Source organism: Mesonia sp. K4-1 (assembly GCF_008017825.1).
Taxonomy (GTDB): domain Bacteria; phylum Bacteroidota; class Bacteroidia; order Flavobacteriales; family Flavobacteriaceae; genus Mesonia.
On record NZ_VRLS01000006.1, the window covers coordinates 17,610 to 44,304 of the forward strand.

The following is a 26,695-nucleotide window of genomic DNA, read 5'->3' on the forward strand; positions in this document are numbered from 1 at the left end:
AAGTCTTCATTTTTAGGTTTAAAATTGGCAGGTCTCCTGGCTTGCGTCTTTTGGTTGATCCTTCCCGTTTTATTAAACAGTGGAATTGAAGTGAACCAAAAGCATCTCTACGAGACTAAGCTTACAGTTGCGGGAACAGCTTTCGCGTTTAACGAAATTCCCTTTTAATAAACAGCTAATTAACATTAACCGTTTAACCAATTTGGCTGCAAAAGTAAACATTTTGCACACTTTACGCATCAGAAAATGAAATAATCTTACTTTTGTCAAAAATCATCTGCTTTGAAAAAAATCTTTTTCTTATTAAGTCTTCTATTTATATTTGCTTGTAAAGAGCAAAAAACAAAAGAATCTAATCTTTCTTCTTTCCAGGGAAAAGAAATTGAAGTTTCTAATGCTAATGGGTTTTCAATTACCAATTATGACGACTATAAAATAGTAACGGTAAACAATCCTTGGCCAAAAGCAGAGAAAAAGTTTATTTATGTATTGTCTAGAAAAGGGACTCAATTACCAACAGACCTAGAGTATGATCAAAAAGTAACCATTCCTTTAAAAAAGATTGTGGTTACTTCAACAACACATATTCCTTCTTTAGAAAGTCTAGAAGTTGAAAATACATTAGTAGGTTTCCCTAATACTAAATATGTGTCTTCAAAAAAGACAAGAGCTTTAATCGATGCAGGACAAGTAAAAGAATTGGGCAAAAACGAATCGATAAACACAGAGGTTCTTCTTGATATTCAACCCGATGTTGTTATTGGTTTTGCAGTTGAAAGTGGTACTAAAACCTTCGAAACCATTAAAAAAAGTGGTATTCCCGTAATTTATAATGGTGATTGGACAGAAGCCGATCCCTTGGGAAAAGCAGAATGGATTAAATTTTTTGGTGCTTTTTATGATAAGGAAGACCTTGCTACTACAATTTTTAATCAAATTAAAACTGAATATAACAAGGCAAAAAAATTAGCTTCAAAAAGCGACCATCAACCTAATGTTCTTTGCGGGGCGATGTATAAAGATGTTTGGTATTTACCTTATGGGGATTCTTGGCAGGCTAAATTTATTGATGACGCCAATGCAAATTATTTATATACCAACACTAGCGGTAACGGAAGTATTTCTTTAGCTTTTGAGAGTGTTCTAGAAAAATCTCACAAAGCAGATTACTGGATTGCTCCAGGAGCTTTTACCTCTTATGATGCTATGATGAATGCGAGTGAGCATTATAATAAATTTGAAGCCTTTCAGCAGAAAAAAATCTACTCTTTTGCCGGAGTAACAGGAGAAACTGGCGGAGCATTATATTATGAGTTAGCACCGAATCGCCCCGATCTGGTTTTAAAAGATTTAATCAAAATCTTTCACCCAGAGGTATTACCTAATTACGAAACCACTTTTTTTAAGCCTTTAGAATAACTTGAAAAACCTAACTACATATTTATGGATAGGAATTTTTATTTTAATTCTTGCCACCCTGTTAAACATTAGTTTAGGGTCGGTTTCTATACCTTTAGATGAAATTGTAAAATCAATTTTTCACTTAGAAGTAAGCAAAGAAAGTTGGCAATACATTATTCTAGAATATCGTTTACCAAAAGCTTTTACCGCCATCCTGGTAGGTTCTGGTTTAGCATTAAGTGGTTTATTAATGCAAACCTTATTTAGGAATCCATTAGCAGGCCCTTATGTCTTAGGGTTAAGTAGCGGAGCTAGTTTGGGGGTTGCTCTAGTCATTATGGGCAGTAGTCTTTTTGGCGGAATTACTGCTGGATTATTTCTCTCTAAATGGACCCTGGTTATCGCTTCCAGCTTAGGAAGTTTTTTAGTGCTTCTCGCTATACTTGGCGCTTCTTTTAAAATTAAAGACACTATGGCGTTACTCATTATCGGTCTTATGTTTGCTAGTTTAACCTCTGCAGTAGTCAGCGTTCTTTCCTATTTTAGTCCGTCACAACAATTACAACAATACATTTTTTGGTCCTTTGGGAGCTTAGGTAACCTTTCATGGACAGAGGTTGGTATCCTTTTTCTTTTTTGGCTTAGCGGAATTATACTAAGCATCTTTTGTATTAAAAACCTTAATTCACTTTCATTGGGAGAACAGTATGCTAAAAGCTTAGGTACTAATTTAAAGCAAAACCGTTTTCTAGTTATTTTTGCGACTAGCTTACTTGCCGGAAGCATTACCGCTTTTGCCGGTCCTATCGCTTTTATAGGTTTGGCAGTTCCTCATTTGGTTCGTCAAATTATACCGAGTAGTAACCATTTGGTTTTAGTTCCTGCTGTAATTTTAGGCGGAGCTATTCTAATGCTAATTTGTGATAGTATTGCTCAAATTCCTGGTAGCGAACTTATTTTACCCATTAATGCAATTACCTCTATTATTGGTGCTCCTGTAGTGATTTGGTTGTTAGTAAGAAAAAAGAAGTTGATGTTTTAGGTATGAAAAATAAAGAAGCAAAAACAATTTTATCTACTCGACACCTTAGTATCGGCTATAAGGATAAAGTAGTTGCACAAAATATTGAATTAAATATAAAAAAAGGGGAATTGGTAGCCGTTATTGGCGTTAATGGTTCAGGAAAATCGACATTGCTTAAGACCATTATTAAGGAGTTGACGCCTATTGCTGGAAATGTATTTTTAGAAGAGGTCGCTATAGAGAATATTTCTGCTAAAGAAATTTCAGAAAAAATAAGTATTGTTTTAACCGAAACTCATTTTTCCAAAAACTTAAGCGTCGAAGAGTTGGTTTCGTTAGGAAGACAGCCTTACTCTAATTGGTTAGGTATTTTAACCTCTAAAGATAAAGTTGCTGTTCAAAATGCATTAAACCTAATTGCATTACAAGATTTAGCACATAAAAAATGTAGCAATCTTAGTGACGGTCAGCTTCAAAAAGTGATGTTAGCGAGAGCCTTAGCTCAAAACACACCTTTAATTATGCTAGATGAACCTACCACCCATTTAGACCTATATCACAAAGCATTTGTTTTAAAAATGCTCAAAAAACTTTCAAAAACTACTCAAAAAGCCATTGTATTTGCTACTCACGAAATTGATTTAGCTTTACAATTATGTGATCAAATTATTCTCGTTAATAACGGAAAAGTTATTCAACAAACTCCCGAGAATCTTATCAAAGAAAAGCACTTAGAGCACCTTTTCCCAAGTGACCTTATTCAATTTGATTCAATAAGCAAAAGCTTTAAAATTAAAAGTTAAGTTTTTTAACTTAGCCTTGCTAATATGTATATTTGAGATATCATTTACCTTGATTTATGCAAGAACCTACACTTTTTATTGTTTCTACAATTTTTATTTTCCTTAGCGGAATTATACTTGGCTTTCTCATTAAGCACTTAAAAAGTAGTAAACAGATTAAAAATCTAGAAGCTTTTTCTAAACAAAAAGAACTTGAATCCCTTTCGTTAAAAGAACAGCAACAAAAATCTGAAACTTACTTTCTAGAGCTCAAAACAGAAATGCAAAAAGAGATAAAAGAAGTTTCTAGAGACCGAGAAGAGATAAGAAATGAAAAAGAGTTTTTTAAAAATGAGCTTACGCGGAAAAATGTAGAGTTCGAAAACCTAAGACACCGAAACGAAGAGCAAAAAAGTGAGGTAGAACAGTTACAAGAAAAATTCAGTAAAGAATTTGAAATCTTGGCCAATAAAATTTTAGAACAAAAATCTGAAAAATTTACACTTCAAAACAAAGAGAATATTCAAAATATTTTAAATCCGTTGCAGGAAAAAATTAAAGTATTTGAAGAAAAAGTAGATCGAAATAGCGAAAACTCTCTTAAAAGACACGCCGAATTAGGTAAACAACTTCAATTTCTTAACGAACAGAATTTGAAAATAAGTGAGGAAGCAACCAACCTTACCAAAGCCTTAAAAGGAGATACAAAGATGCAGGGTAATTGGGGCGAGATGATTTTAGAAAGTGTGCTAGAACGTAGCGGACTTCAAAAAGACGCTGAATATTTTGTTCAGCAAAGTTTTCACACTTCAGAAGGTAAAAGAGTTATGCCAGATGTGGTAATAAAATTACCAGGTGAAAAGAGAATGATTATCGATGCTAAAGTCTCTCTAAATGCCTATGAACGCTATATAAATGAAGGGGAAGAGCATAAATCTACCCACCTTAAAAATCATTTAATTGCCATAAAAAATCGAGTAGATGAGTTAAGTAAAAAGAATTATCATCAACTCTACCAAATGGAAAGTCCAGATTTTGTATTGCTGTTTATCCCTATTGAAGCGGCGTTTGCTATAGCTTCTAATGAATATCCTCAGTTGTATAGTGATGCCTTTGATAAAAATATTATTATTGTTACGCCTACCACCTTATTAGCAGTTTTAAAAACTATTGATAGTATGTGGCAAAATGAAAAGCAAAAACAAAATGCGATCATAATTGCTACACAAGCAGGTGCTTTGTATGATTCTTTTACCAATCTAACCGACGAGCTTTTAAAAATAGGTCGTCAACTAGGCACGGTTCAAGGTAGTTATGATAATGCTATGAAAAAATTAACAGGTAAAGGAAATCTAATTAGGCGCGTAGAAAAATTAAAAAAATTAGGGGCTAAAGCAAGTAAGCAAATAGATCAACAACTAATTAGTCATACCCAAGAGGATGAAGTTTAATCTTTATTTATTATGAAAAAAATACTTATTTATATATTATTAGCCATTGCGGTGGTCGCGATTGCTTTTTACTCTTTTGTATACTTTGTTCCTTACAGTGAAGGAACTAGGGCTGGTGAACTTATAAAGTTTAGTAATCGAGGTGTTATGGTAAAAACGTGGGAAGGTGAAATTAGTCAGGGGATTAGTGGAGCGCAAATTTTCAGTTTTTCGGTTTTAGATAAAAATGAAGAGGTGATAGAAAAGCTTAATCAATATCAGGGTGAGTATGTAAAGCTCACTTACGTGGAAAGATACGGTACTTTTATTTTTTGGGGAGATACTAAATATTTTATCAATAAAGTAGAACTTTCTCAATCTCCACATTTTAGAAGATAATATTAAAAAGACTAGCGCAAGGGATTGAAGCGACATCCTTTTTTGCATTTTTGCTGGTGCAAAAATTGCAAAAAAGATATAGCGTAAAGCCCGACCCGTTAGGGATGCGCCCAAATAAAAATTATACTACATGACTAAAGAATTTAAAACGGTTAAAGAATCTCAAGTCACGATTTCTGAATTGATGCTTCCCTCCCATTCTAATTTTAATGGAAAAATTCACGGAGGCTACGTATTATCACTTTTAGACCAAATAGCATTTGCTTGTGCCTCTAAGCATAGCGGAGAATATTGTGTGACTGCAAGTGTAGATACCGTAGATTTTTTGCGCCCCATAGATATTGGTGAATTAGTCACCATGAAAGCTTCGGTTAATTATGTAGGAAACACATCGATGGTGATTGGGATTCGAGTAGAAGCAGAAAATATTCAAACAGGAGATGTTAAGCATTGTAACTCATCCTACATCACTATGGTGGCGAAAGATAAAAATGGCGATAGCGTTAAAATACCTGGACTTATATTGGAAGATGAGAATGAGAAAAGACGCTTTTTAAAATCGGTTAAACGTATTAAAATAAAGCGTCATAGAAGTGATGAGTTTAATGAAACCGACTTTTCTTCTGAAAAATACTTAGAAGAATTTAGCTCTTACAGAGTACAAATCGTGTAAAAGTTAAACCTCTGCTAAGATCATTGACTTGCCTTTGTATTTTCCTTATATTCTGGGAAAACAAAATTATACTATGAAAACAAAATTATTATTATTACTCGTATCTATAAGTCTTTTTAGTTGTGCACCGAATCTTGTGAATCAATGGAATATTGACAAGTATGAGGTTATTAATAGCAAAGGTCAAAATACAACTTCGCAAAACATTGGTACCATCGAGTTTAAAAAAAATGGTACAGGAAGTAAGAATATAAATTATAATGTTTTTCAAAATGATTTTAAAGACGAAAGCGGCTTTAATTATGAAATGAAAGAAGGCTACGTGATTATAAAAAGTGGCGATAAGAAAGATAAATCTGCTTTAAATAAAACTTGGATCATTGTAAGCGACAAAAGCAAAAAACAAGTTTGGAAATCTACAGATGGAAGTGATAACGTTCAAATTTTAGAACTTAGTCGATAGATTTAATTGAATTTATTTAATGACTTTATCGGAATATGTAAAAAAAAGGAATGGGGTTTCAATAGGAAACCCCAAGTCTTTGAGATACAATCTTTATAAATCCTTTGGAGCTATAAATTTCTCTACTTTTTGGAATTTTTGGAATCCCATATTTGGATATTATTTAGGGAAGTTTATTTTTAAACCCCTTAAAAGTATCTTTCCCGTCCCGATTTCTTTAATATTTACTTTTCTTTTCTGCGGGTTGATACACGATATGGTTACCCTAATTTTTAAGGGATCAACATCTTTCTTATTTAGTGTATGGTTTTTAATTATGAGTTTAGCTGTTTTAATCACTAGACATTTAAAACAAGATCATTCAAAACAAAAATGGGTTATTCGTGCCTCGGTTAACCTAAGCATCATCAGCTTTTGCTTTTTACTATCATTATATTTTACACGAATTTTAATAAAGTCTTAAAACTCTTATATCTATATAAATTTTCCATAAGAAATAAAGTAAATAAGCAAACAGACCCAACCTGCAACTAATAATAAACCACCCAAAGGAGTAATTGGACCTAAAATTTTTATTTTATTTCCCTTAGCGGAAGAAATACAAAGGCCATAAATACTAAAACTAAATAAAAGAGTTCCTATAATAAATAACCACACCATTACTACTTCTAAAGAGTTTACCAAAGGAAGCTGAGTCCCTATAATTAAAAGTACTATAGCGTGATACATTTGGTATTTTACACCAGTTTCAAAACTTGCAATTTGTTCTGGAGTAAATATTTTTTTTAGTGCGTGAGCTCCAAAAGCTCCTAATATAATTGCTAATCCACCATATAAAGCAGCTACAATTAGTGTAATTTCTTTGATCATTTTTTAAATAGTTTTATTAATTGAAAGGAACGCATAAGGTGAAAAAGTCCAGGTAAGATTATAGCACCTCCTATTAATAGTGCAACTCCTAAACTTGTAATAACACTGTCTGGTGCTACTCCCTCAAGAATGCTATATTCTTTGGTTGAAGTTATAATTATATGGGGAAAATGAACTGTCATTGCTGCTGCGATTACGAAAAACACTTGAAAGCCAGCTAAAATTCTTGTCCACTTTTTTTGCTTTCTTTTTATCATCATCCACAAAGGAATTAAAAATAAAGCCGATAAACCTATGGCAATTATCGATATAGGATTGTGTATAAAATCCTGTACAAAAGCAACTTCTTTCCAATAACCGTATCCTAAAATTAAAAAGCCAAAAAATACAAGCACTATGGTAGCTACGCTTGCTTTTTTTCTATAGTTCTCTAACTCATTATTTTCATCAGCTTCACCAATTAAAAAGTTTGCAGCTATAAATCCACATAAAGCGACATAAAATAAGCCTACAAGAATTGAAAAAGGATTAAGCCACCCTTTTATGTAAATGTCTGCAAAGCTTTGATTGGTTCCTTCTTCAAATAATTGAATATTTCCACCTACTAATCCGCCAAAAATCATCCCTAAAAAAAATGGAGTTACTACACTTGCGATCTTAAACATCCCATTATACCAAACTTGAGACTTCCCTTTTACCGCATCATAATGTCTAAATATAAATGCGAGTCCGCGCATGGTAATCCCTAAAAGCATGAGCGTAATTGGAATGTGTAAGTACACTACAAATATTTGATAATATACAGGAAAAGCAACCCATAGGATTACAATAAGAATAATAATCCAAATATGGTTAGCTTCCCAAATGGGACCCATTACTCTATAGACTGTTTTTTTTGTTTTCTCCTGTTGATTTCTTGAAGAGAATAACTCTATAATTCCTGCTCCAAAATCAGCTCCAGCTAAAAGCACGTATAGGAATAAGGAGAAAAATAAAAAAAATAAAACTACGCTTAACATCATTATTCCTCGTTATTTAAAGCATTAATCTGTCTTATCATTAACCAACTTACCACAAAAGTAAGCAGTACATAAATGAAAGAATATGTAATTAAACTGTAAAAAATACCTGGCATGGGTGTTACAGCATCTTTGGTTCTCATTACATTATGGATTATCCAAGGCTGTCTTCCTACTTCGGTCACAATCCACCCCGCTTCTAAAGCTATAAAACCTAAAGGAGTTAATAGTGTAAAAAATAACCAAAATCTTTTTTTAACTCTCCAATGTTTCCATTTGGCACTTAAGAAATAAAGCAACCCGGCTAGTGCCAATAATGTCCCTATGCCTACCATGATTTGGAATGCATAATGAACAATAGCGACTGGAGGTTGATCTTCTATAGGAAAATCATTTAAGCCTTTTACTTCTGCATCAAAATCTCCAAAAGCTAAAAATGATAAGGCATTAGGAATTTCTATTTTGTAATTCACTTCTCGTTTTTCTTCATCTACAATTCCTCCAATATATAGCGGTACTCCCTTTTTGGTTTCATAATGCGCTTCTAGGGCTGCTAATTTTGCAGGTTGCCTTTCTGCAATATCTTTGGCAGAAAGATCTCCGCTTATAGGTTGCAGTATAGCTGCTACGGCTGCAAATGAAATTGCTATATGAAAGGCCTTTTTATGTAACGGCTTATTTCTTCCCTTATAAATTTGATATGCATGAATTCCTGCTACAGCAAAACCTGTGGCAACAAATGCTGCAAGTGTCATATGTAGCGCTTGAGTGAACCAAGCTTCATTAAGCATTGCTTTTATAGGATCGATATTACTAAAAACTCCGTCTTTATAATCAAAGCCAGACGGTGCGTTCATCCAAGAGTTGGCGGCAACGACTAATATTCCTGAAAGAACACCAGAGATTCCTATGATCACTCCTGTAAACCAATGAAATTTTTCGGGTAATTTGTTCCATCCGTAAAGGTAAAATCCTAAAGCTATAGCTTCTACAAAAAAAGCTGCTCCTTCTAAAGAGAAAGGCATCCCAATAATCGGACCTGCATGTTCCATAAAACCTGGCCATAATAAACCTAATTCAAATGAAAGCGCTGTACCCGAAACAGCTCCTGTCACAAAAAAAATTGCTACCCCTTTTTGCCAGGCTTTAGTTAACTTTAAATAAATTTCATCTTTTGTTTTGAGCCACTTGTAGTGCGAAATGACCATAAAAAAAGGCATCACCATGCCTATACAAGCAAAGACAATATGAAAAATTAATGTTAGTGCCATTTGGAGTCTTGCTGCCTCTAAATTTTCCATAGTAAAGTAAGATTAATTGCTCTTTACAAAGATACAACAGCTAAAAAATATAGCCTTTTTAATCTTTTATAAAATCTGTAATTTTAACGCTTTCGCGGAATTGCTTACTTCTTTATCATCGCCTAATAACGCGATAATTACATTTATCGTTTAAAAAGACGATATTTGCATATATCGTTTAAAAGAACGATATTTGTTTATGACTAGTATTATAACAGGAGATATTGTAGCATCTAGAAAGAAGCACAATCCAGAGGAGTATTTAAGTAAGTTACGCTATGCACTCGAAATTATTCAGCCTAAAAAATCATTATGGGAAATTTTTAGAGGAGATAGTTTTCAGGTAGAAATAGAAGACCCTTCACAAGTTTTTTGGTCTACAGTCTATCTTAAAGCTGTAATTAAAACCGTAAAAAACTTAAATGTAAGAATAGCTATTGGACTAGGTGAAAAGACATTTTCTACAGAAAACTTGAGTGAATCTAATGGGTCCGCTTTTGTGAATTCTGGAGAAATCTTTGAGAATTTGAAAAAAGAGAAAACTAATCTCGCCATAAAAACTAGTAGTCCGTTTTTAGATAAAGAATTAAATACCTATTTTCAGCTTGCATTAATTGCTATGGATAACTGGACAGTAAATTCGGCTGAAGTAGTTCAATTAACTATTGAAAACCCTGAATTGAATCAGCAAGAATTAGGGAAATTAATTGGTATCAAACAAAACACAATTAGTGAACGACAAAAAAGAGCTTATTTAGAAGAACTAAAGGCGTTCAATGAAGTATTTTCTTTAAAAATAAAATCTATTTTATAATATGCTATTGGCCCTTCAACTCTTATTCGCGCATTTTTTAGGAGATTTTCTTTTTCAACCTTACAGCTGGGTAAAAGATAAGGAACGCAGAAAATTAGCTTCACCCAAGCTTTATTTTCACATACTTATACATATTGCTCTCAGCTTTCTATTTATATGGGATTTAAGTTTATGGTATATTCCCCTAATTATTGGGATTAGCCATTTGGTCATAGACGCAAGTAAACTTCTTTTACAGAATGGAAGAAACAATCGATTGTTGTTTTTTATAGATCAAGCTCTACATATCCTTGTCATAGGGTTTATTGTTCTTCTTTTTACAGAAACCATTGAGGTAATAGAAGTTCCTACAGAGTTTTGGCTTTACTTACTAGGTGCATTTTTAGTAACCAACCCAGCCTCTATTAGTATTAAAACTATTATTTCTGTATACACTCCAAAAACTGAAATTGAAGAAGATGAATCGCTTAACAATGCAGGAAAATATATAGGCATTTTAGAACGTCTTTTGGTGTATATCTTTATTATCACCAATCATTGGGAAGGAGTAGGATTTTTAATTGCCGCCAAATCTATTTTCCGCTTTAGCGACCTTACCCAATCTAAAGACAGAAAACTCACCGAGTACATTCTTATTGGTACTTTACTAAGTTTTGGAATTGCTATTGGCATAGCACTTTTAATAAATGGATTACGCTTTTGGGTATAAAAAAAGCCCTTAAAAAGAGCTTTATTATATATACAATAAACTGAAATTTAGTTTTTCACAAACTTCTTTGTAATCGTCATTTTATCATCAAAAATCTTTAAAAGATAGACTCCCGAATTCCAAGAAGAAATTTTTACTGTATTAGATATTTGATCGATTTTAGTGGAATAAATTTTCTTACCTAAAATATTAAAAACTTCAAGCTTTAAACCACTACGCATTTTAGGTAGTTGTATGTTCAAATTAGAGTTCAATTCTGAAGATGGATTTGGATAAACCGAGATAGTATTTTTAAAACTTAAATCATCTACCGCTAAACTACCATCTGGAACGACTGTAATTGTGCCAAACATACTGCTTGCATGGGGATCACATTGATAACCGTTAATTCCTTCTTCTGTAAAAGTATAAGAAAAAGTAGTACCAACTCCCGATAACAATCCGCTATCAAAGTTCTCTTTTGAACCAGATTGATTATGTACATTATGTGTTTGAGTATCTGTCCAAGTCCAAATTACCGTATCTCCCACCTCAATTGTTTTATTGGTATGATTGGATTGACTTTCAGGTACATTAGGTGTAGAACCTATGCCCCAATCAATATGAATAGTTTGGGTGGTTTGTGCAAAAAAAGAAAATGACAGTAAAAAGCTTAAGCTAAAAAGTATTTTTTTCTTCATAATAATAGAATGAATTATAAAAAACAAAAGTACTTCTTTTTTTTGATTCTACATGTAAAACCCTAAAAAAGAAGCACTTTCAAAAAAAATTGAAGTTAAAATTTTAACTTGTTAAATACATTTTTCTACGCGCATATAAGTCGTAAAAATCGTCATCTTTTAAACTATCTATAAATAAGATACTTTCCCCAGTACTTTTCATTTCTGGTCCTAATTGCTTATTTACATTATGGAACTTATTAAAAGAAAATACCGGTTGTTTAATCGCATAGCCTTTAAGTTGCGGATTAAAAGTAAAGTCAGTTACTTTTTTCTCTCCTAACATCACTTTAGTAGCATAGTTTACGTAAGGTTCACCATAAGCTTTTGCAATAAAAGGTACAGTTCTAGAAGCTCTTGGATTGGCTTCTATGATGTAAACCTTTTCATCTTTGATCGCAAATTGAATATTGATTAAACCTACAGTTTTTAATGCTAAAGCAATTTTATGGGTATGATCTTTTATTTGCTGAAGTACTAAATCACCTAAATTAAAAGGTGGAAGCAATGCATTAGAGTCTCCAGAATGTATTCCGCAAGGTTCTATATGCTCCATAATACCTATAATGTACACATTTTCTCCGTCGCAAATCGCATCTGCTTCAGCTTCAATGGCTCCGTCTAAGTAATGATCTAATAATAATTTGTTATTAGGTATTCTATGTAGAAGATCTACTACGTGAGATTCTAATTGTTGTTTATTAATAACAATTTTCATTCCTTGACCTCCTAACACGTATGAAGGACGTACTAAGATTGGAAAATCTAACTCATCTGCTAAAGCTAAAGCCTCGTCTGCATTCTCTGCTGTTCCAAACTCTGGATAAGGAATATCGTTTTCTTGTAATAGGGTAGAAAAACTTCCTCTATCTTCAGCTAAATCTAATGCTTCATAGCTGGTTCCCATAATTTTTATTCCGTATCGATCTAATTTCTCAGCAAGCTTTAAGGCGGTTTGACCACCAAGCTGAACGATTACACCCTCTGGTTTTTCGTGACGAATAATGTCGTAAATATGCTCCCAGAATACAGGTTCAAAATAAAGTTTATCGGCGATATCAAAATCGGTCGAAACAGTTTCAGGATTACAGTTAATCATGATGGTTTCATAGCCACATTCCGCGGCAGCGAGAACACCGTGAACGCAGCAATAATCAAACTCGATTCCTTGTCCTATTCGGTTAGGCCCAGAACCTAATACAATAATTTTTTTCTTGTCGGTTACGTGACTCTCATTATCGGTATATACCGTTCCATCTGCACGCTGCACTTGATTTTCAAAAGTAGAGTAGTAATATGGTGTTTGCGCTTTAAATTCGGCTGCACACGTATCTACTAATTTATAAACTCTATTGATTTGAAGTTCGTCCCTTTTATTATAAACCTGACTTTCTAAACATCCTAGCATATAAGCTACTTGGCGATCTGCAAATCCTTTTTGTTTTGCTTCTAGCAACAAGTCTTTACCAAGATTTTCTATCGTATAATTAGAAATCTCTTTTTCTAGTGTATAAAGTTCTTCGTATTGCTTTAAGAACCACATATCTATTTTAGTGATTTCGTGTATTCTGCTTAACGGAATTCCAAGCTGGATGGCATCATAAAGTACAAATACACGATCCCAACTTGCGTAAGTAAGCTTTTGAATAATCTGATCGTAATCCTTGTATCCTTTCCCGTCGGCTCCTAATCCATTTCTTTTGATTTCAAGAGATTGTGTAGCTTTTTGTAAAGCTTCTTGGAAAGAACGCCCAATACCCATCACTTCACCTACAGATTTCATTTGAAGTCCTAAAGTACGATCTGATCCTTCAAACTTATCAAAATTCCAACGAGGAATTTTTACAATTACATAATCTAAAGTTGGCTCAAATAAAGCCGAAGTTGATTTTGTAATTTGATTATCTAACTCATCTAAGTTATAACCAATCGCTAATTTTGCTGCAATTTTTGCAATAGGATATCCTGTTGCTTTTGAAGCTAAAGCGGAAGAACGAGACACACGTGGGTTAATCTCAATAGCAATAATATCTTCTTTATCATCTGGACTTACCGCAAATTGAACGTTACATCCTCCTGCAAAATCTCCAATACTACGCATCATTTTGATCGCCATATCTCTCATTTTCTGAAAAGTGGCATCACTTAATGTCATAGCAGGAGCTACCGTTATAGAGTCTCCAGTATGGATTCCCATAGGGTCCATATTTTCTATGGTACAAATAATAACAACATTGTCATTTTTATCACGTAGAAGTTCTAACTCATACTCCTTCCAACCCATCATCGCCTTATCAATCATCACTTCGTGAATTGGTGATATTTCAAGACCTCTAGTTAATATTTCATCAAAATCTTCTTCTTTGTAAACAATTCCTGCTCCTGCTCCTCCTAAAGTGTAAGAAGCTCTAATTACTAAAGGAAAACCAAAATCTTGTGCAATTTCTTTACCCTTCAAAAAAGAGGTAGCCGTTGCCTGTGGTGCCATTGGGACACCTATTTTGGTCATTAATTCTCTAAACTGCTCCCTATCTTCAGTAATATTAATGGCATTAATATCAACTCCGATAATATTTACATCAAAATCTTTCCAAATTCCTTTCTCATCAGCTTCTATACAAAGGTTTAATGCTGTTTGTCCTCCCATTGTAGGTAAAACGGCATCAATTTGCGGATGTTCTTTTAAAATCTCAATTAAAGATTTTGTAGTTAAAGGTTTTAGATATACATGATCGGCCATTGTAGGATCGGTCATGATAGTTGCTGGATTAGAATTAATAAGAATAGTTTCTATTCCATCTTCTCTTAATGATCGTAAAGCTTGAGTTCCTGAATAATCGAATTCACAGGCTTGACCAATAACGATTGGGCCAGAACCTATAATTAAAATACTTTTAAGGTTATTATTTTTAGGCATTACAAAGGGTTGAATTTATGATACTTGTAAAAATACGTTAGATTTGGGTATAAAAAAAGGCGTTACGTAATGGTAACACCTTTATATTTAACAACTAATAAAAACCATTAGTGTTTATGTCTATTTTCTGAAGATACAGAAAGTTTCTTTCTACCTTTAGCTCTTCTTCTCGCAAGCACTTTGCGTCCGTTTACACTTGCCATACGTTCTCTAAAACCGTGCTTGTTTTTTCTTTTTCTCTTCGAGGGTTGAAACGTTCTTTTCATCTTAAAATATCTTTAATCTTCGTTGAATATCTTATTTATAATTACCAAAGCAGTTATGCTTTTTAAACTGCGGGCAAATATACAACAACTTTTCAGTCTCACAAACCTAACTTAAAAATAATTTTAATTTATTTAAAGTTTATTTTTTTGCTTGAAATATGCTTACTAAGAAGGGGTTTCATGCTAAAATGAGCTAATTCCTCATAAGAAAGAATTTTGATAGCCTATAATTACTCAAAATTTTCATTTCTTTTATACCTTTGCGCTTCTTAAAAAAACAATATGTATAACAAAAATATAAAACTCATTTTAGCAATAGCCTCTTTTGCTTTTGCTGTTTACCAATTTATTGAAGGAAATATAGGAAACGGAATTTGTTTTATACTCCTTGCCGCTATTTTTATCTTCTTATATTTTAAAAACGAAATGATTTTGTTAGCGTTTATGCGCTTAAGAAAACAAGATTTTGAAGGTGCAAAAAAATGGTTAGATAAAATAAAAAATCCAGAAGCTGCTTTAGTTACTAAGCAACAAGGTTATTACTGGTACTTACACGGGTTAATGTACTCACAAAAGAATATTACTAAAGCTGAGAAGTACTTCAAAAAAGCAATCAAGCTTGGTCTTTCTATGAGTCAAGATTTAGCAATGGCCAAGCTTAATTTAGCAGGCATTTCTATGACTAAAAGAAGGAAAAGAGAAGCACAAATGTATTTAAAAGAAGCAAAGAATGCCGATAAGCATAATATGCTTGCTGACCAAATTAAAATGATGAAGCAGCAAATGAAAAAAATATAACATATTTCACAAAAACAAACACATAAGTTATTTATTTAACAATAAATCCCGACTTTTCGGGATTTATTTGTATTTTTAAGAAAACATAAAAGAAAAGCGTATGAAATTATTTCTACCATTTCTATTTATTTTCTTAATTAGCTATTCGGTTTTCGCACAAGGTAGAAAAGTCTATTTTTCTGAAGCTGTAGGAATTCATATACCTAAATACAAGAAGAAAGCTAAAAAAGCTTACCGACAAGATAATACCCAATATGCTGAATTTTTATTCGACTCATTGGTAAAGAATCATCTTTCTGGAACTTACATAGATAACTTCAATATCAATTGTATTGGCAAAACAAAAAAGTGCTTTAACGATTATAAAAAACCTATCTACTTAACTACTTACGCTTCTTGGTGCGTGCCAGGTAAAGGCGAGATTCCTGCGCTTAATGAACTAGCAAAAAAATATAAAGATAAAATAGATTTTATTGTGCTTTTTTGGGACGAAAAGAAAAATGTGAAAGAAGTAATTTCTGATTATAGAGGGTATATCGATATCGTATATGTAGACGAACTGAAGAACAAAGATGCCTATATTGTAAAAACTATGAAGCACTCATTAGGTTTCCCTACAACATTTTATATAGGTTCAGATAAAAAAATAATCCACATAGATCGTACAGCAAAACTTCCGTTTACAGATCCTTTTGAGAAATCTTACAACCTCAACTTCAATAATCTTTCATCTGGTATTTCTGAAATTTTAGCCCACGAAGAAGAATTGTTATCTTCAACTCCATTTACTTTAAATTGATTAAAGTAAAGGCGCCCAAAGTCTACAAAATGATTCTTTTAATTTTTCCAAAAAATCTCTTTTTTTCCAGTTTTCTAAAGAAACTTTATCACAATGTTCTACATCATCATTAAACATATGAATTAACTGCTGACTAATTTCTCTATTGTAAACTAAGGCATTTACCTCAAAATTAATCTCAAAACTACGATAATCCATATTAGAGGTTCCCACAGTTGTAAACTCTCCATCTACCACCATCGTTTTGGCGTGTACCATGCCCTTGCAATAATGATATACCTGAATACCAGATTCTAAAATATCTAACACATACGAATTAGTAGCATACTTTGCGGCCCAAGAATCCCCCTCTTTAGGAACCAAAACCTTGACCTCAACTCCTCTTCTACTAGCGGTTTTAAGCGCCGTTAAAATTTGTTCATTAGGAATAAAATAAGGAGTAGTAATGTAGATACTTTCCTTAGCGGAATTGATCGCTGTAAAAATTGCTTCCATAATATGTGGCCAACTAGAATCTGGCCCACTAGCAGCGATTTGGACAGCCACTTCACCACAATTATCCATTTGAGGAAAAAAGGGATCAATGATTTTTATCTCTTGTTTACTCACAAAATTCCAATTCAGTAAAAAGTGTGATTGTAGAGATTTTATAGCATTTCCTTCAATTCGTAAATGTGTGTCACGCCAGTAACCTTTCTCACATGGGTTTACATAATCATCAGACACATTTACGCCTCCTACGTAACCTAACGTTCCGTCAATAATCACAATTTTACGATGATCTCTATAATTCAGTTTTCTAGTTAAATTAGGAAACCAAACAGGCATAAATGGGAAAATCTCTATTCCGCAAGATTGCATGCGTTTGACTTGTTTTCCGCTAAGGTCGCTCCCTACGTAATCATAGATAACTCTAACGTAAATTCCTTCTTGAGCCTTTTTACAAAGAATATCTATAAGCTGAAGTCCGATTTTATCTGAATTTAGAATATAATATTCTAAATGAATATGATCTTTCGCTTTTTTTAAATCTTTAAAAAGAGATTCAAACTTTTTCTCTCCATTGATTAAAACTTTCACATCATTGCCAAAGGTGAGCGGTTTTTTTTGGTTATGTTGAAGCAGTTTTACAATATTTACTTGATTGTCTAAAAACTTATCTTCATACTTATCTAACTCTTGTTCACCTAATAACAGCTTCTCTTCCCATTGTTTTACCTTTTCATCATTAAAAACCTTTCGGCGTTTAAACATCTTATCTTTTCGATACTCTTGACCAAAGAAAAAGTAGATAAGCAAACCTACAAATGGTAATACAATAAGCGATAATATATAAGAGACGGTGGTGACAGGATTTCTATTATTTAAAATAATAAAAAAAGCCGTACCAATAGCTATCACATAGTTAATGATAAGCAATGTAAAAAAAACATTGTTTTGAACGAAGTCTATCATTTAGGGCTTATAGGTATATGTTCCTTTTTCTGGAATCTCAATTTGATAAGCTTTTCTAGATTTATTATTAAGATGCGCTTCTCTTAACCAAGGGTTATGAATTTTTAAAATCTTATAATTGATTCCAAATTCTTTTGCAAACTTAGCAAAGTCGGTAACAGCCGTATCTACCATTACTTCCTTAACCGAAAGCGTTTGGTATAAATTATCTTCCGTAAAGTTGAATCCGTAGTTTTCTGGATTATCGAGTATGGTTTTTAAAGCTAATATTCTAAATACATATCTACCAGTTTCTGCATTTAAAAGCAAATCGTAATATTCGTGAACATCTTGACGGTCTTGTTGTCTAGTTATCCCATAGTTACCGGCATTGTAAGCTGCTGCAGCTAATGTCCAGCTATCAAATTTCTTTTTTGACTCTAATAAATACTTACAAGCTGCTATGGTAGATTTTTCTATATGATAACGTTCATCTACATTATCGTTTACTTCTAAACCATATTCTTTTGCTGTAGATTCCATAATTTGCCAAAAACCAGTTGCTCCTGCCGGAGAAACAACTTGTGTAAGTCCGCTTTCCGCTACAGCTAAATATTTAAAATCTTCAGGAATTCCGTATTTTTTTAAAATAGGTTCGATGATCGGAAAATACTTATGAGCTCTTTTTATAAGCAACAAACCATTAGATTGCCAATAGGTGTTTACTAGCAACTCCCTATCCATTCTTTCTTTTATATCAGGATTCTCTGTAGGCACTCTTTCTCCCGCGAAGTTTAAATTTTCTGGAATAGGCAGAGCATAGATATTGTAATCTTTTACCACCTTATCTGGATCTACCTTGGTTTTTTCAACCTGTACTTTCTCTTCTTTTGAAACCGAACTCACCCCTTGTATTCCAATTCCGGCAACGGCAATTGCCCCTGCTATCGTTAATATGTTTTTTATATTTTTCATTTGCTTTTTTTTAATCTTGTTCTTTATTCTTATTTCTTAATTTACCTTCTAAAATAAGTTCAGGCAGGTGTTCATTAAACCACCTAAACCTATCGATAATCATAATGTGGGTACCATTTTTTATGGTAATACAATTTCTGATATTTTTATACGGAAAAACAATATCCTTGTCCCCATGAATATGAATTACATTAGGAATCGTTTCTTCTTGATCCCAACACAACATTTGTTTTACCGCCCAATCTATATAACGTTTATCACTTACCGATAAGTATTGGCGGTATAAGGCTGCTCTTTTCTTTAAAAATTTACTAACTGGTAGTTTTTCGAGGTTTCCCAACTTATCGACTAAACTCGTTGGGAAAATCTTATAAATAGCCGTTTTCCTAGCAAATTGCATTCTTCTAGGCAACTCAAACTTATTCTTTACCGTAGAGATTAAAATTAAACGCTTTACGCGGATTTGCTTACTCATCTCTTGTACAATTACCCCGCCAAAAGACACTCCAATCAATACGGGATTCTCATGATGAACATCTTGCAACATTCTTTTGGTATAATCTTTTAAAGATTCATTTTTCAAAGGGATTTTCCACGCTAGCCAATGTATTTTAAAATTTTCTTTTGGCAATTTAATATGTTCAAAAATACTTGGATTAGCCGCCATCCCTGGCATAAAATAAACGTGAATTAAATTGTCTTGAATCATCTTTTAACAACGGTCTAACAGTAACCTATTAAAATATACAGTAAATTTACTAGGTAAAAATATTTTATAAAAATGGTTTTACCTCATTTAAAAGGTTAAAACTAAAGCAATTTTATTTTTACTCTACCTCATTTTAACCTATATCCTAAATTAAACCATTATGGAAGAGGACACCATCGAACTTAAAGACAATGAATTTCTAAGACAGTTTGAAACTAATATTGATAATGAATTGATTAAACTTGAATATTCCTTACAAGAAAGAAAAATTTTTCTTTCTAAACTTACCATTTCAGAGGAAAGAAGAAGTGACGGTACACTAGAAAAATTCTTAACCGCAATTTTCGATTACATATTAGATAAAGGTCGAATAAGAATTGTTCCTACAGGTAAAGATGTGGCTACATTTTTTAGAGCCAACAAATCTAAATACAGCGATCTGCTTCCTATAGGAATGAATATCTAAGCTGTTATTTTTTCTGAAGCAAAGTTAAAGCGAACCAATCCATCTTCATCAATTTCAGATAAAGTAACTTGATGAAGTGTATTGACAAAAGAAGGATCCCAAGGCATCTTTACTTTTACATAGTTCTCTGTAAAACCGTGGATGTAACCTTCTTTATTTTCCCCTTCAAAAAGAACTTCTAATGTATTCCCTAACTGACTTTCGTAAAAAGCACGACGCTTTTTAGCCGAAAGACCTCTAAGCATTTTACTTCTTTTCTTTCTTACTTTTAATGGTACTGCTCCTTCCATTTCTGCAGCTGGGGTATTGTCTCTTTCTGAATAAGTAAATACGTGTAAATAAGAAATATCAAGCTCATTTAAAAAATTATAAGTCTCTAAGAAAAGTTCATCTGTCTCTCCTGGAAAACCTACAATTACATCTACACCAATACAAGCATTTGGCATTACTCGCTTAATTTGACTTACACGGTCTACATACAAGCTACTCATATAACGACGCTTCATCTTTTTTAATAGAGTATCGCTACCACTTTGTAACGGAATATGAAAATGCGGAACAAACGTATTGCTTTGCGCCACAAAATCTATAGTTTCATTTTTTAAAAGATTGGGTTCTATAGAAGAAATGCGTAAACGTTCTATTCCATTTACCTCATCTAACGCCTTTACTAAATCTAAAAAAGTGTGCTCATGGCGCTTATTACCAAACTCTCCTTTTCCGTAATCACCTATATTTACACCAGTGAGAACAATTTCTTTAATATTTTGTTCTGAAATTTCTTTAGCATTTTTTAGTACATTCTCTAAAGTATCACTTCTAGAAATACCCCTTGCTAAAGGGATGGTACAATACGTACATTTATAATCGCAACCATCTTGAACTTTTAGGAAAGCTCGAGTACGATCTCCTATACTGTAAGAACCCACATAAAAATCGGCTTCCTCGATTTCGCAAGAATGAACCTCCCCCATGTCATTTTTAGAGAGATCATTAAGGTAATCGGTGATTTTAAATTTTTCGGTTGCCCCAAGAACTAAATCTACCCCATTCACATCGGCCAATTCTTCTGGCTTTAGTTGCGCATAACAGCCTATAGCAATTACAAAAGCATCACTATTTACTTTCTGAGCTTGCTTTACGATCGTCTTAAATCGCTTGTCTGCATTTTCGGTTACACTGCACGTATTTATTACGTAAATATCGGCTTCTTCATTAAACTCCACTCTAGAAAATCCTTCATTTTCAAAAGATCTAGCAATCGTAGAAGTTTCAGAAAAATTTAATTTACACCCTAGGGTATAAAAAGCGACTTTTTTATTTTCGTGCATCATAAGCTCTTTCGTATTCTTTTAGTAATATTGTGTGATACTAAAGAAGTAGTTTATTTTTCCTTAAAGGGCTGCAAATATACGACCTTAAACTGTTATACTCAAATTGAATAGATCCTCACTTGTTTTAAAAATCGACTCTCTGGCATTATTACTTTTACCATTGCTTTTCTATGCTTGTGGAAACTCTTCTACTGATCAAAATGATCATCTAGTTTTTAGATATAATGAACATGCTAATATTACTTCTTTAGATCCTGCTTTTGCAAAGGATCAACGTAATATTTGGGCTTGTAATCAACTATACAATAGTTTAATTCAATTAGATGACCAGCTGAATACACAACCCGACATTGCTAAATCCTGGCAAGTTTCAAAAGACGCAAAAACCTACACTTTTGTACTAAGAGACGATGTTTTTTTCCACGAAAGTGAAATTTTCGGAAAACAAAAGACAAGAAAAGTAAAGGCTAAAGATGTAGTTTACAGTCTTAGGCGGTTGACCGATACTAAAATTGCTTCTCCCGGAAGTTGGGTCATGCAGCAAGTAAAAAATATTTCTGCTAAAAATGATTCAGTTGTAGTTATCGAATTGAATCAAGCTTTTCCTGCTTTTTTAGGTTTGCTCTCTATGAAATATACCAGCATTGTCCCAGTGGAGATGGAAAATTCAGATTTTCGAGAAAACCCTATCGGCACGGGTCCTTTTCATTTTAAACGTTGGGAAGCCAATGAAAAACTAGTATTTAGAAAAAATGACCTTTATTTTGAAAAGGATAAAAATGGAAATCAACTCCCCTACCTAGAAGCTGTAGCTATCACATTTTTACCCGACAAACAGAGTGAATTTCTTCAATTTGCACAGGGAAAGATAGATTTTCTTAGCGGATTAGATCCGTCGTATAAAGATGAATTGCTTAACGCCAAAGGAGAATTGCAAGCGAACTACGAAGAGCGTATTCAAATGCTAAGAGCACCTTATTTAAATACTGAATATCTAGGCATATACTTAGACCACCCTTCCTCGGAAATAAAATCAAAAAAAATTAGACAAGCCATAAATTATGGGTTTGACAGAAATACCATGATCACCTACCTAAGAAACGGTATTGGCACACCGGCTTCTGGGGGCTTTGTCCCTAAAGGTTTACCTGGGTTTTCAGATACTAGCTATTACGAATACAATCCGCGTAAAGCGAAAAAACTTATTGAAGATTACAAAATTGAAACGGGTAATCAAAACCCCAAAATAAGTATTAGTACTAACGCTTCTTATTTAGATTTGTGTGAGTATATACAACGTGAATTACAAAAAGTAGGATTGCAAGTTGAAATAGATGTTATGCCACCTTCTACACTTAGACAACAACGATCTGCTGGGAAATTAGCTTCTTTTCGCGCCAGTTGGATAGCAGATTATCCTGATGCCGAAAATTATCTATCTCTGTTTTACAGTGAAAATTTTTCTCCTCAAGGTCCAAATTACACTCATTTCTCTTCTAAAAAATATGATAGCTTATACGAGCAATCCTTAAATTTAGGAGAATTAAATCAAAGAATTCCTCTATATCAAGAGATGGATTCTCTAATTATGACGAATGCCGCTGTAGTACCATTGTATTATGATGAAGTGATTAGGTTCACTCAAAACAATGTAAACGGTCTAGGTATTAACCCGATTAATTTATTAGATTTAAAACGGGTAAAGAAAGTCAAGAATTAAAATGAAATCTTAACTATGTATTTTTATACACGAACGAACCAAAAATGAGTTTTAAAGCAGATTTAAGAACTGTAAATGTAACCCGTTACATCACTCCTCTTAGAGAAGGGGGGTCTTTACCTGCGGTTGCAGATGCAGATGATGGCTTTAAATATGTCATTAAGTTTAGAGGTGCAGGTCACGGTGTTAAAGCTTTAATAGCCGATTTAATTGGTGCAGAGGTGGCTAGAGTATTAGGATTTAAAGTACCAGAGTTGGTATTTGCTCAACTAGATGAAGCCTTTGGAAGAACAGAAGCCGATGAAGAGATACAAGATTTACTTAAGGGTAGTCAAGGATTAAATTTGGGATTGCATTTTCTTTCGAGTGCCATTAATTTTGATCCTGTAGTAACCCAAGTGGAGAACAAGTTAGCCTCCCAAATTGTGTGGCTAGATGCTTTTCTCACTAATATTGATCGCACGTTTAGAAATACAAATATGCTAATTTGGAATAAAGAAGTATGGCTTATCGATCACGGAGCTGCTTTGTATTTTCATCATTCTTGGACCAATTGGGAGAAGACTGCTCAAACTCCATTTCCGTTTATTAAAGATCATGTTTTATTACCACAAGCCAGCGATCTAACCACAGTTGATGTAGAATTTAAAAAAATTCTTACTTCAGATGTACTCCAAAAAATAGTAAATCTTATTCCTTTAGAGTGGCTGGATTGGGAAGGGTATACTGAAACTCCGGAAGAAATTAGAACCGTGTATTTTAATTTTCTGCACACACGTTTAAATTATTCAAATTTATTTATAAAAGAAGCACAGCATGCAAGGGAAGCACTTATATGAATATACAATTGTTCGAATTGTTCCTAAAGTAGAACGGGAGGAGTTTTTTAATGTGGGCGTTATATTATATGCTAAACAGTCTAAGTTTATTGATATGCAGTATCATTTAGACGCTAAAAAATTAAAAGCTTTTTGTCCAAAATTGGATGTAGAACAAATTGAGAAAAACCTTGCTGCTTTTAAATCTATTAGTTTAGGAGAAAAAGATGGAGGTCGCATTGCCGAAATGGATATCGCTTCTCGTTTTAGGTGGCTTACAGCTACACGAAGTTCTGTAATTCAAACCTCTAAAACACATCCTGGTTTTAGTGATTCATTAACAGAAACGATGACTTGTCTTTTTAACGAATTGGTATTATGAGTTTTTTGCGTTAGGGATTGTAACGAAAATCCTTTTTCTTTTTTCAGAAAAAGATTGTAGTGAAAAGCCCGACCCGATAGGGAAACGCCCGAGAAAATTACCTGTTAATCCCCATTTTATTAATCCAACGTACATAAGCTTGTCTGTTATTATTGTGCTGCCTTAAAGTTTTAGCGAACATATGGTAGCCAGGGTTTTCTGGATTGGCTACAAAATAATAGTAGTCGTGCTTTTCGAAATTAAGTACTGCATTGATAGAGGAAATATCGGGCATAGCAATAGGTCCTGGAGGCAGTTCTTTATACTTATAAGTATTATAAGGCGATTCGATTTCTAAGTCTTTGTACAAAACACGCTTAATAACGGTATCAAAATCCTTGTTTTCTTTCTTTATAGCATAAATAACAGTAGGATCGGCGTCTAATTTCCAACCGTTTAGATAGCGGTTCATATAAACCCCAGCGACTCTTTTACGCTCGTCTACTTTAGCTGTTTCTTTTTGAACAATAGAAGCTACCACGCTTACTTCTTGCGGTGTTAAATTTGATTTTTTTGCTTGTTGTAAACGAGATTCAGTCCAAAAGCGATGATATTCCTTTAGCATTCTTTCTCTAAAAGCTTCCGCGGAAGTATTCCAATACAATTCATATTGATTAGGAATATACATACTTAGCGCATTCTCTAGATTGAAATCATTCTTCTTTAAAAAAACCTCATCTTTCATCGAATTGAGTAAAGAGATGCTATCGGCTTCTATTTGCTGTGCCACTCTTCCTGCAAGATCTTCTATACGTTCTTGATTATTAAAGATAACTGAAACAGGCTCATTTTTACTTCTAAGTGTATTAATGATTTCGTTATTATTCATTCCTTGCTTAAGAATAAATCTCCCCGATTTAAGGTTGGTAGCATAACCTTTTCTTTTAGCAACTTGATCAAAGTCATTTATATCTTTCACCAAGGGTTGAATTTGCTTTAATAACTCCTTATAATTAGTGTCACTCGCCACATAAACTGAAGCTTCATCACTTTCAAATTGAGTATTGGGAGAAAAAATAGTGTTATAAATGACGTAGCTAAATATTCCGACAGCTACAATTCCTAACAAAGCAATAGTTAGTAATATCTTTTTAATATACATGTTTGATTAATTGGTATAATATTTCGTTTTTATATTCTCCTTGAGTAAGCACCCAATCCTTTTTAATTCCCGCTTGAATATATCCTGCTTTTTCAAAGAGTTTTCTACTCGCAATATTATCTTGAGGAATATTAGCATACAATTGATGAACTTTTAAATGTGTAAAGGCATAATTAGCGAGCAATTGTAAACTCTCTAAAGCGTATCCTTTATTACGCATCATTTTAGATGCAATAACAATCCCTACTCCCGCTCTACGATGAGAAGGATTAAAGTCAAATAAATCTATAAATCCTAAAGCGGTAGAGCTTTCTTGTGAAACAATTGCTAATCGTAATTGTTTGGTTTCATAAATATCTAGATGACTGTTTTCTAAATATTTTTTAAGTATAAATCTAGAAAAGGGTACTTGTGTAGAACTTACTTCCCATAAGTGCTCATCATTTTCAACCTCTTCAAGAAAAAGAAGGTCTTCTGGCTCTAAAGCTCTTAAATAAATATGTTCTCCTTTTAATGTTAGCATGGTATAAAACCTTCAAAAACATATTGAGCTGGTCCCGTAAGCCATACGTTTGTATAGTTACCTTCACTTTCGTCAAAACTTACTGAAAGACTTCCGCCTTGAGCTACAATAGCGATCTTATGATCTAAAATTAATTTTGAGCGATGTGCTGCAATTGCAACAGCGGTTACTCCTGTGCCGCAAGATAAAGTTTCATCCTCCACTCCTCTTTCGTACGTTCTTACTTGTAGGTAATCTTCCTGTGGTGTTACAAAATTTACATTTACACCTTCCGCTTTATAAGTTTCGCTATAACGGATTTTTGCTCCCTCCTCTTTGACGTGCAGTTGATCAACATTTTCTACAAAACTAATGTGATGTGGAGATCCCGTATTTAAAAAATAAGTATCATCAACGTTCTTTATTTCATAGACATCCTGCATTTGTAGACTTACTAGATGTTTATCTATACTTGCATGATGTTTTCCATCTATGGCAGTAAATGTAGCCTTGTCTTCTATAATTTCTAAAAATTGAGCAAATTTCACTAAGCACCTTCCTCCATTACCACACATTGTACTTTCGTTTCCATCAGAATTAAAATATACCATTTTAAAATCATCCTCGACATCTTCAGAATGTTCTAAAAGTATAAGTCCGTCTGCTCCTATGCCAAACTTTCTGTCACATAAAAACGCTATAAGTTTGGTATCATTTTTGAAAAGTTTTTCTCGGTTATCAATCATGATAAAATCATTACCAGTTCCTTGATATTTATAAAATTTTAGCGTCATTTTTTCGTTTTATAAAAAGCAAAGATACAATTTACT

General features: G+C 33.2%; 28 protein-coding genes and 1 riboswitch. Of the genes, 15 read left to right on the forward strand and 13 right to left on the reverse strand.

The features are described 5' to 3' along the window. Positions 1-8: 8 nt before the first annotated feature. A riboswitch (cobalamin riboswitch) is annotated at positions 9-217 on the reverse strand. A 65-nt stretch (positions 218-282) separates the two neighbouring features. From FT986_RS00175 to FT986_RS00205, 7 genes are all read left to right on the forward strand, one after another. Next, a complete protein-coding gene (locus FT986_RS00175; protein WP_147863281.1) occupies positions 283-1,419 on the forward strand; it encodes an ABC transporter substrate-binding protein in 1,137 nt (378 codons plus the stop codon). A 1-nt stretch (position 1,420) separates the two neighbouring features. Next, entirely contained in the window at positions 1,421-2,443 is a 1,023-nt protein-coding gene (locus FT986_RS00180; RefSeq protein WP_147863282.1) for an iron ABC transporter permease, read from the forward strand. A 2-nt stretch (positions 2,444-2,445) separates the two neighbouring features. After that, on the forward strand, positions 2,446-3,228 hold the full coding sequence (locus FT986_RS00185; protein WP_147863283.1) for an ABC transporter ATP-binding protein: 783 nt from the start codon (positions 2,446-2,448) through the stop codon (positions 3,226-3,228). Between the two features lie 56 nt (positions 3,229-3,284). Then, positions 3,285-4,658, forward strand: a complete 1,374-nt coding sequence (gene rmuC / locus FT986_RS00190) for a DNA recombination protein RmuC (protein ID WP_147863284.1) — start codon at positions 3,285-3,287, stop codon at positions 4,656-4,658. A 12-nt stretch (positions 4,659-4,670) separates the two neighbouring features. Next, positions 4,671-5,036: a 6-phosphogluconate dehydrogenase gene (locus tag FT986_RS00195; protein WP_147863285.1), complete on the forward strand. Its 366-nt coding sequence runs from the start codon at positions 4,671-4,673 to the stop codon at positions 5,034-5,036. Positions 5,037-5,166: 130 nt separating this feature from the next. Beyond that, on the forward strand, positions 5,167-5,709 hold the full coding sequence (locus FT986_RS00200) for an acyl-CoA thioesterase (RefSeq protein ID WP_147863286.1): 543 nt from the start codon (positions 5,167-5,169) through the stop codon (positions 5,707-5,709). Positions 5,710-5,782: 73 nt separating this feature from the next. Next, on the forward strand, positions 5,783-6,172 hold the full coding sequence (locus tag FT986_RS00205; protein ID WP_147863287.1) for a hypothetical protein: 390 nt from the start codon (positions 5,783-5,785) through the stop codon (positions 6,170-6,172). Between the two features lie 474 nt (positions 6,173-6,646). On the opposite strand, the gene FT986_RS00215 is transcribed toward FT986_RS00205, so the two are convergent. Genes FT986_RS00215 through FT986_RS00225 form a run of 3 tightly spaced genes read right to left on the reverse strand, consistent with a single transcriptional unit; the run spans position 6,647 to position 9,362 of the window. Further along, the gene (locus tag FT986_RS00215; RefSeq protein ID WP_147863289.1) at positions 6,647-7,042 is read right to left on the reverse strand and encodes a DUF423 domain-containing protein; all 396 of its coding nucleotides are present in this window, start codon (positions 7,040-7,042) and stop codon (positions 6,647-6,649) included. Continuing rightward, positions 7,039-8,064 carry a cytochrome d ubiquinol oxidase subunit II gene (locus FT986_RS00220; protein WP_255505870.1) on the reverse strand — a complete coding sequence of 342 codons (1,026 nt, stop codon included), beginning with the start codon at positions 8,062-8,064 and terminating at the stop codon, positions 7,039-7,041. Before FT986_RS00220 ends, FT986_RS00215 begins: the two co-directional genes overlap by 4 nt. Continuing rightward, positions 8,064-9,362, reverse strand: coding sequence for a cytochrome ubiquinol oxidase subunit I (locus FT986_RS00225; protein ID WP_147863290.1), 1,299 nt, complete (start codon positions 9,360-9,362; stop codon positions 8,064-8,066). Before FT986_RS00225 ends, FT986_RS00220 begins: the two co-directional genes overlap by 1 nt. A gap of 199 nt (positions 9,363-9,561) precedes the next feature. On the opposite strand from FT986_RS00225, the gene FT986_RS00230 reads away from it, so the two are divergent. Beyond that, entirely contained in the window at positions 9,562-10,176 is a 615-nt protein-coding gene (locus FT986_RS00230; RefSeq protein ID WP_147863291.1) for a SatD family protein, read from the forward strand. A gap of 1 nt (position 10,177) precedes the next feature. Continuing rightward, entirely contained in the window at positions 10,178-10,885 is a 708-nt protein-coding gene (locus FT986_RS00235; RefSeq protein ID WP_147863292.1) for a DUF3307 domain-containing protein, read from the forward strand. 47 nt (positions 10,886-10,932) lie between these two features. Here FT986_RS00235 and FT986_RS00240 read toward each other — a convergent pair whose 3' ends face one another. The 3 genes from FT986_RS00240 to rpmH form a co-directional block, all read right to left on the reverse strand. Further along, a complete protein-coding gene (locus FT986_RS00240) occupies positions 10,933-11,565 on the reverse strand; it encodes a T9SS type A sorting domain-containing protein (protein WP_147863293.1) in 633 nt (210 codons plus the stop codon). A 103-nt stretch (positions 11,566-11,668) separates the two neighbouring features. Further along, positions 11,669-14,521 carry a carbamoyl-phosphate synthase large subunit gene (carB, locus tag FT986_RS00245; RefSeq protein ID WP_147863294.1) on the reverse strand — a complete coding sequence of 951 codons (2,853 nt, stop codon included), beginning with the start codon at positions 14,519-14,521 and terminating at the stop codon, positions 11,669-11,671. 107 nt (positions 14,522-14,628) lie between these two features. Then, on the reverse strand, positions 14,629-14,787 hold the full coding sequence (gene rpmH, locus FT986_RS00250; protein ID WP_013071475.1) for a 50S ribosomal protein L34: 159 nt from the start codon (positions 14,785-14,787) through the stop codon (positions 14,629-14,631). Between the two features lie 282 nt (positions 14,788-15,069). Here rpmH and FT986_RS00255 point away from each other — a divergent pair, with 282 nt between their 5' ends. Continuing rightward, positions 15,070-15,585: a DUF2892 domain-containing protein gene (locus FT986_RS00255; protein ID WP_147863295.1), complete on the forward strand. Its 516-nt coding sequence runs from the start codon at positions 15,070-15,072 to the stop codon at positions 15,583-15,585. 100 nt (positions 15,586-15,685) lie between these two features. Beyond that, positions 15,686-16,384, forward strand: coding sequence for a redoxin domain-containing protein (locus FT986_RS00260; RefSeq protein ID WP_147863296.1), 699 nt, complete (start codon positions 15,686-15,688; stop codon positions 16,382-16,384). Here FT986_RS00260 and cls read toward each other — a convergent pair whose 3' ends face one another. Genes cls through FT986_RS00275 form a run of 3 tightly spaced genes read right to left on the reverse strand, consistent with a single transcriptional unit; the run spans position 16,385 to position 19,502 of the window. Continuing rightward, entirely contained in the window at positions 16,385-17,839 is a 1,455-nt protein-coding gene (cls, locus tag FT986_RS00265; RefSeq protein ID WP_147863297.1) for a cardiolipin synthase, read from the reverse strand. It lies immediately after the preceding gene. After that, on the reverse strand, positions 17,840-18,793 hold the full coding sequence (locus FT986_RS00270; RefSeq protein WP_147863298.1) for a lytic transglycosylase domain-containing protein: 954 nt from the start codon (positions 18,791-18,793) through the stop codon (positions 17,840-17,842). A 10-nt stretch (positions 18,794-18,803) separates the two neighbouring features. Further along, positions 18,804-19,502 carry an alpha/beta fold hydrolase gene (locus tag FT986_RS00275; protein WP_187248541.1) on the reverse strand — a complete coding sequence of 233 codons (699 nt, stop codon included), beginning with the start codon at positions 19,500-19,502 and terminating at the stop codon, positions 18,804-18,806. A gap of 160 nt (positions 19,503-19,662) precedes the next feature. Here FT986_RS00275 and FT986_RS00280 point away from each other — a divergent pair, with 160 nt between their 5' ends. Then, a complete protein-coding gene (locus FT986_RS00280; RefSeq protein WP_147863299.1) occupies positions 19,663-19,968 on the forward strand; it encodes an N-acetyltransferase in 306 nt (101 codons plus the stop codon). Here the strand turns inward: FT986_RS00280 and mtaB are convergent. Then, the gene (gene mtaB, locus FT986_RS00285) at positions 19,965-21,299 is read right to left on the reverse strand and encodes a tRNA (N(6)-L-threonylcarbamoyladenosine(37)-C(2))-methylthiotransferase MtaB (RefSeq protein WP_147863345.1); all 1,335 of its coding nucleotides are present in this window, start codon (positions 21,297-21,299) and stop codon (positions 19,965-19,967) included. The genes FT986_RS00280 and mtaB overlap by 4 nt on opposite strands. Positions 21,300-21,405: 106 nt before the next feature. Here mtaB and FT986_RS00290 point away from each other — a divergent pair, with 106 nt between their 5' ends. The 3 genes from FT986_RS00290 to FT986_RS00300 are packed head-to-tail and all read left to right on the forward strand — an operon-like array spanning position 21,406 to position 24,222. After that, the gene (locus tag FT986_RS00290) at positions 21,406-23,022 is read left to right on the forward strand and encodes an ABC transporter substrate-binding protein (protein WP_147863300.1); all 1,617 of its coding nucleotides are present in this window, start codon (positions 21,406-21,408) and stop codon (positions 23,020-23,022) included. 44 nt (positions 23,023-23,066) lie between these two features. Continuing rightward, the gene (locus FT986_RS00295) at positions 23,067-23,861 is read left to right on the forward strand and encodes a HipA family kinase (RefSeq protein WP_147863301.1); all 795 of its coding nucleotides are present in this window, start codon (positions 23,067-23,069) and stop codon (positions 23,859-23,861) included. After that, on the forward strand, positions 23,839-24,222 hold the full coding sequence (locus tag FT986_RS00300) for a DUF3037 domain-containing protein (protein WP_147863302.1): 384 nt from the start codon (positions 23,839-23,841) through the stop codon (positions 24,220-24,222). The genes FT986_RS00295 and FT986_RS00300 overlap by 23 nt, the downstream gene beginning before the upstream one ends. A gap of 97 nt (positions 24,223-24,319) precedes the next feature. On the opposite strand, the gene mltG is transcribed toward FT986_RS00300, so the two are convergent. Genes mltG through dapF form a run of 3 tightly spaced genes read right to left on the reverse strand, consistent with a single transcriptional unit; the run spans position 24,320 to position 26,659 of the window. Then, on the reverse strand, positions 24,320-25,363 hold the full coding sequence (gene mltG, locus FT986_RS00305) for an endolytic transglycosylase MltG (protein ID WP_147863303.1): 1,044 nt from the start codon (positions 25,361-25,363) through the stop codon (positions 24,320-24,322). Then, positions 25,353-25,886 (reverse strand): GNAT family N-acetyltransferase, encoded by a 534-nt coding sequence (locus FT986_RS00310; RefSeq protein ID WP_147863304.1) that lies wholly within the window; start codon positions 25,884-25,886, stop codon positions 25,353-25,355. The genes mltG and FT986_RS00310 overlap by 11 nt, the downstream gene beginning before the upstream one ends. Beyond that, on the reverse strand, positions 25,880-26,659 hold the full coding sequence (gene dapF / locus FT986_RS00315) for a diaminopimelate epimerase (RefSeq protein WP_147863305.1): 780 nt from the start codon (positions 26,657-26,659) through the stop codon (positions 25,880-25,882). The genes FT986_RS00310 and dapF overlap by 7 nt, the downstream gene beginning before the upstream one ends. Between the last annotated feature and the right edge of the window lie 36 nt (positions 26,660-26,695).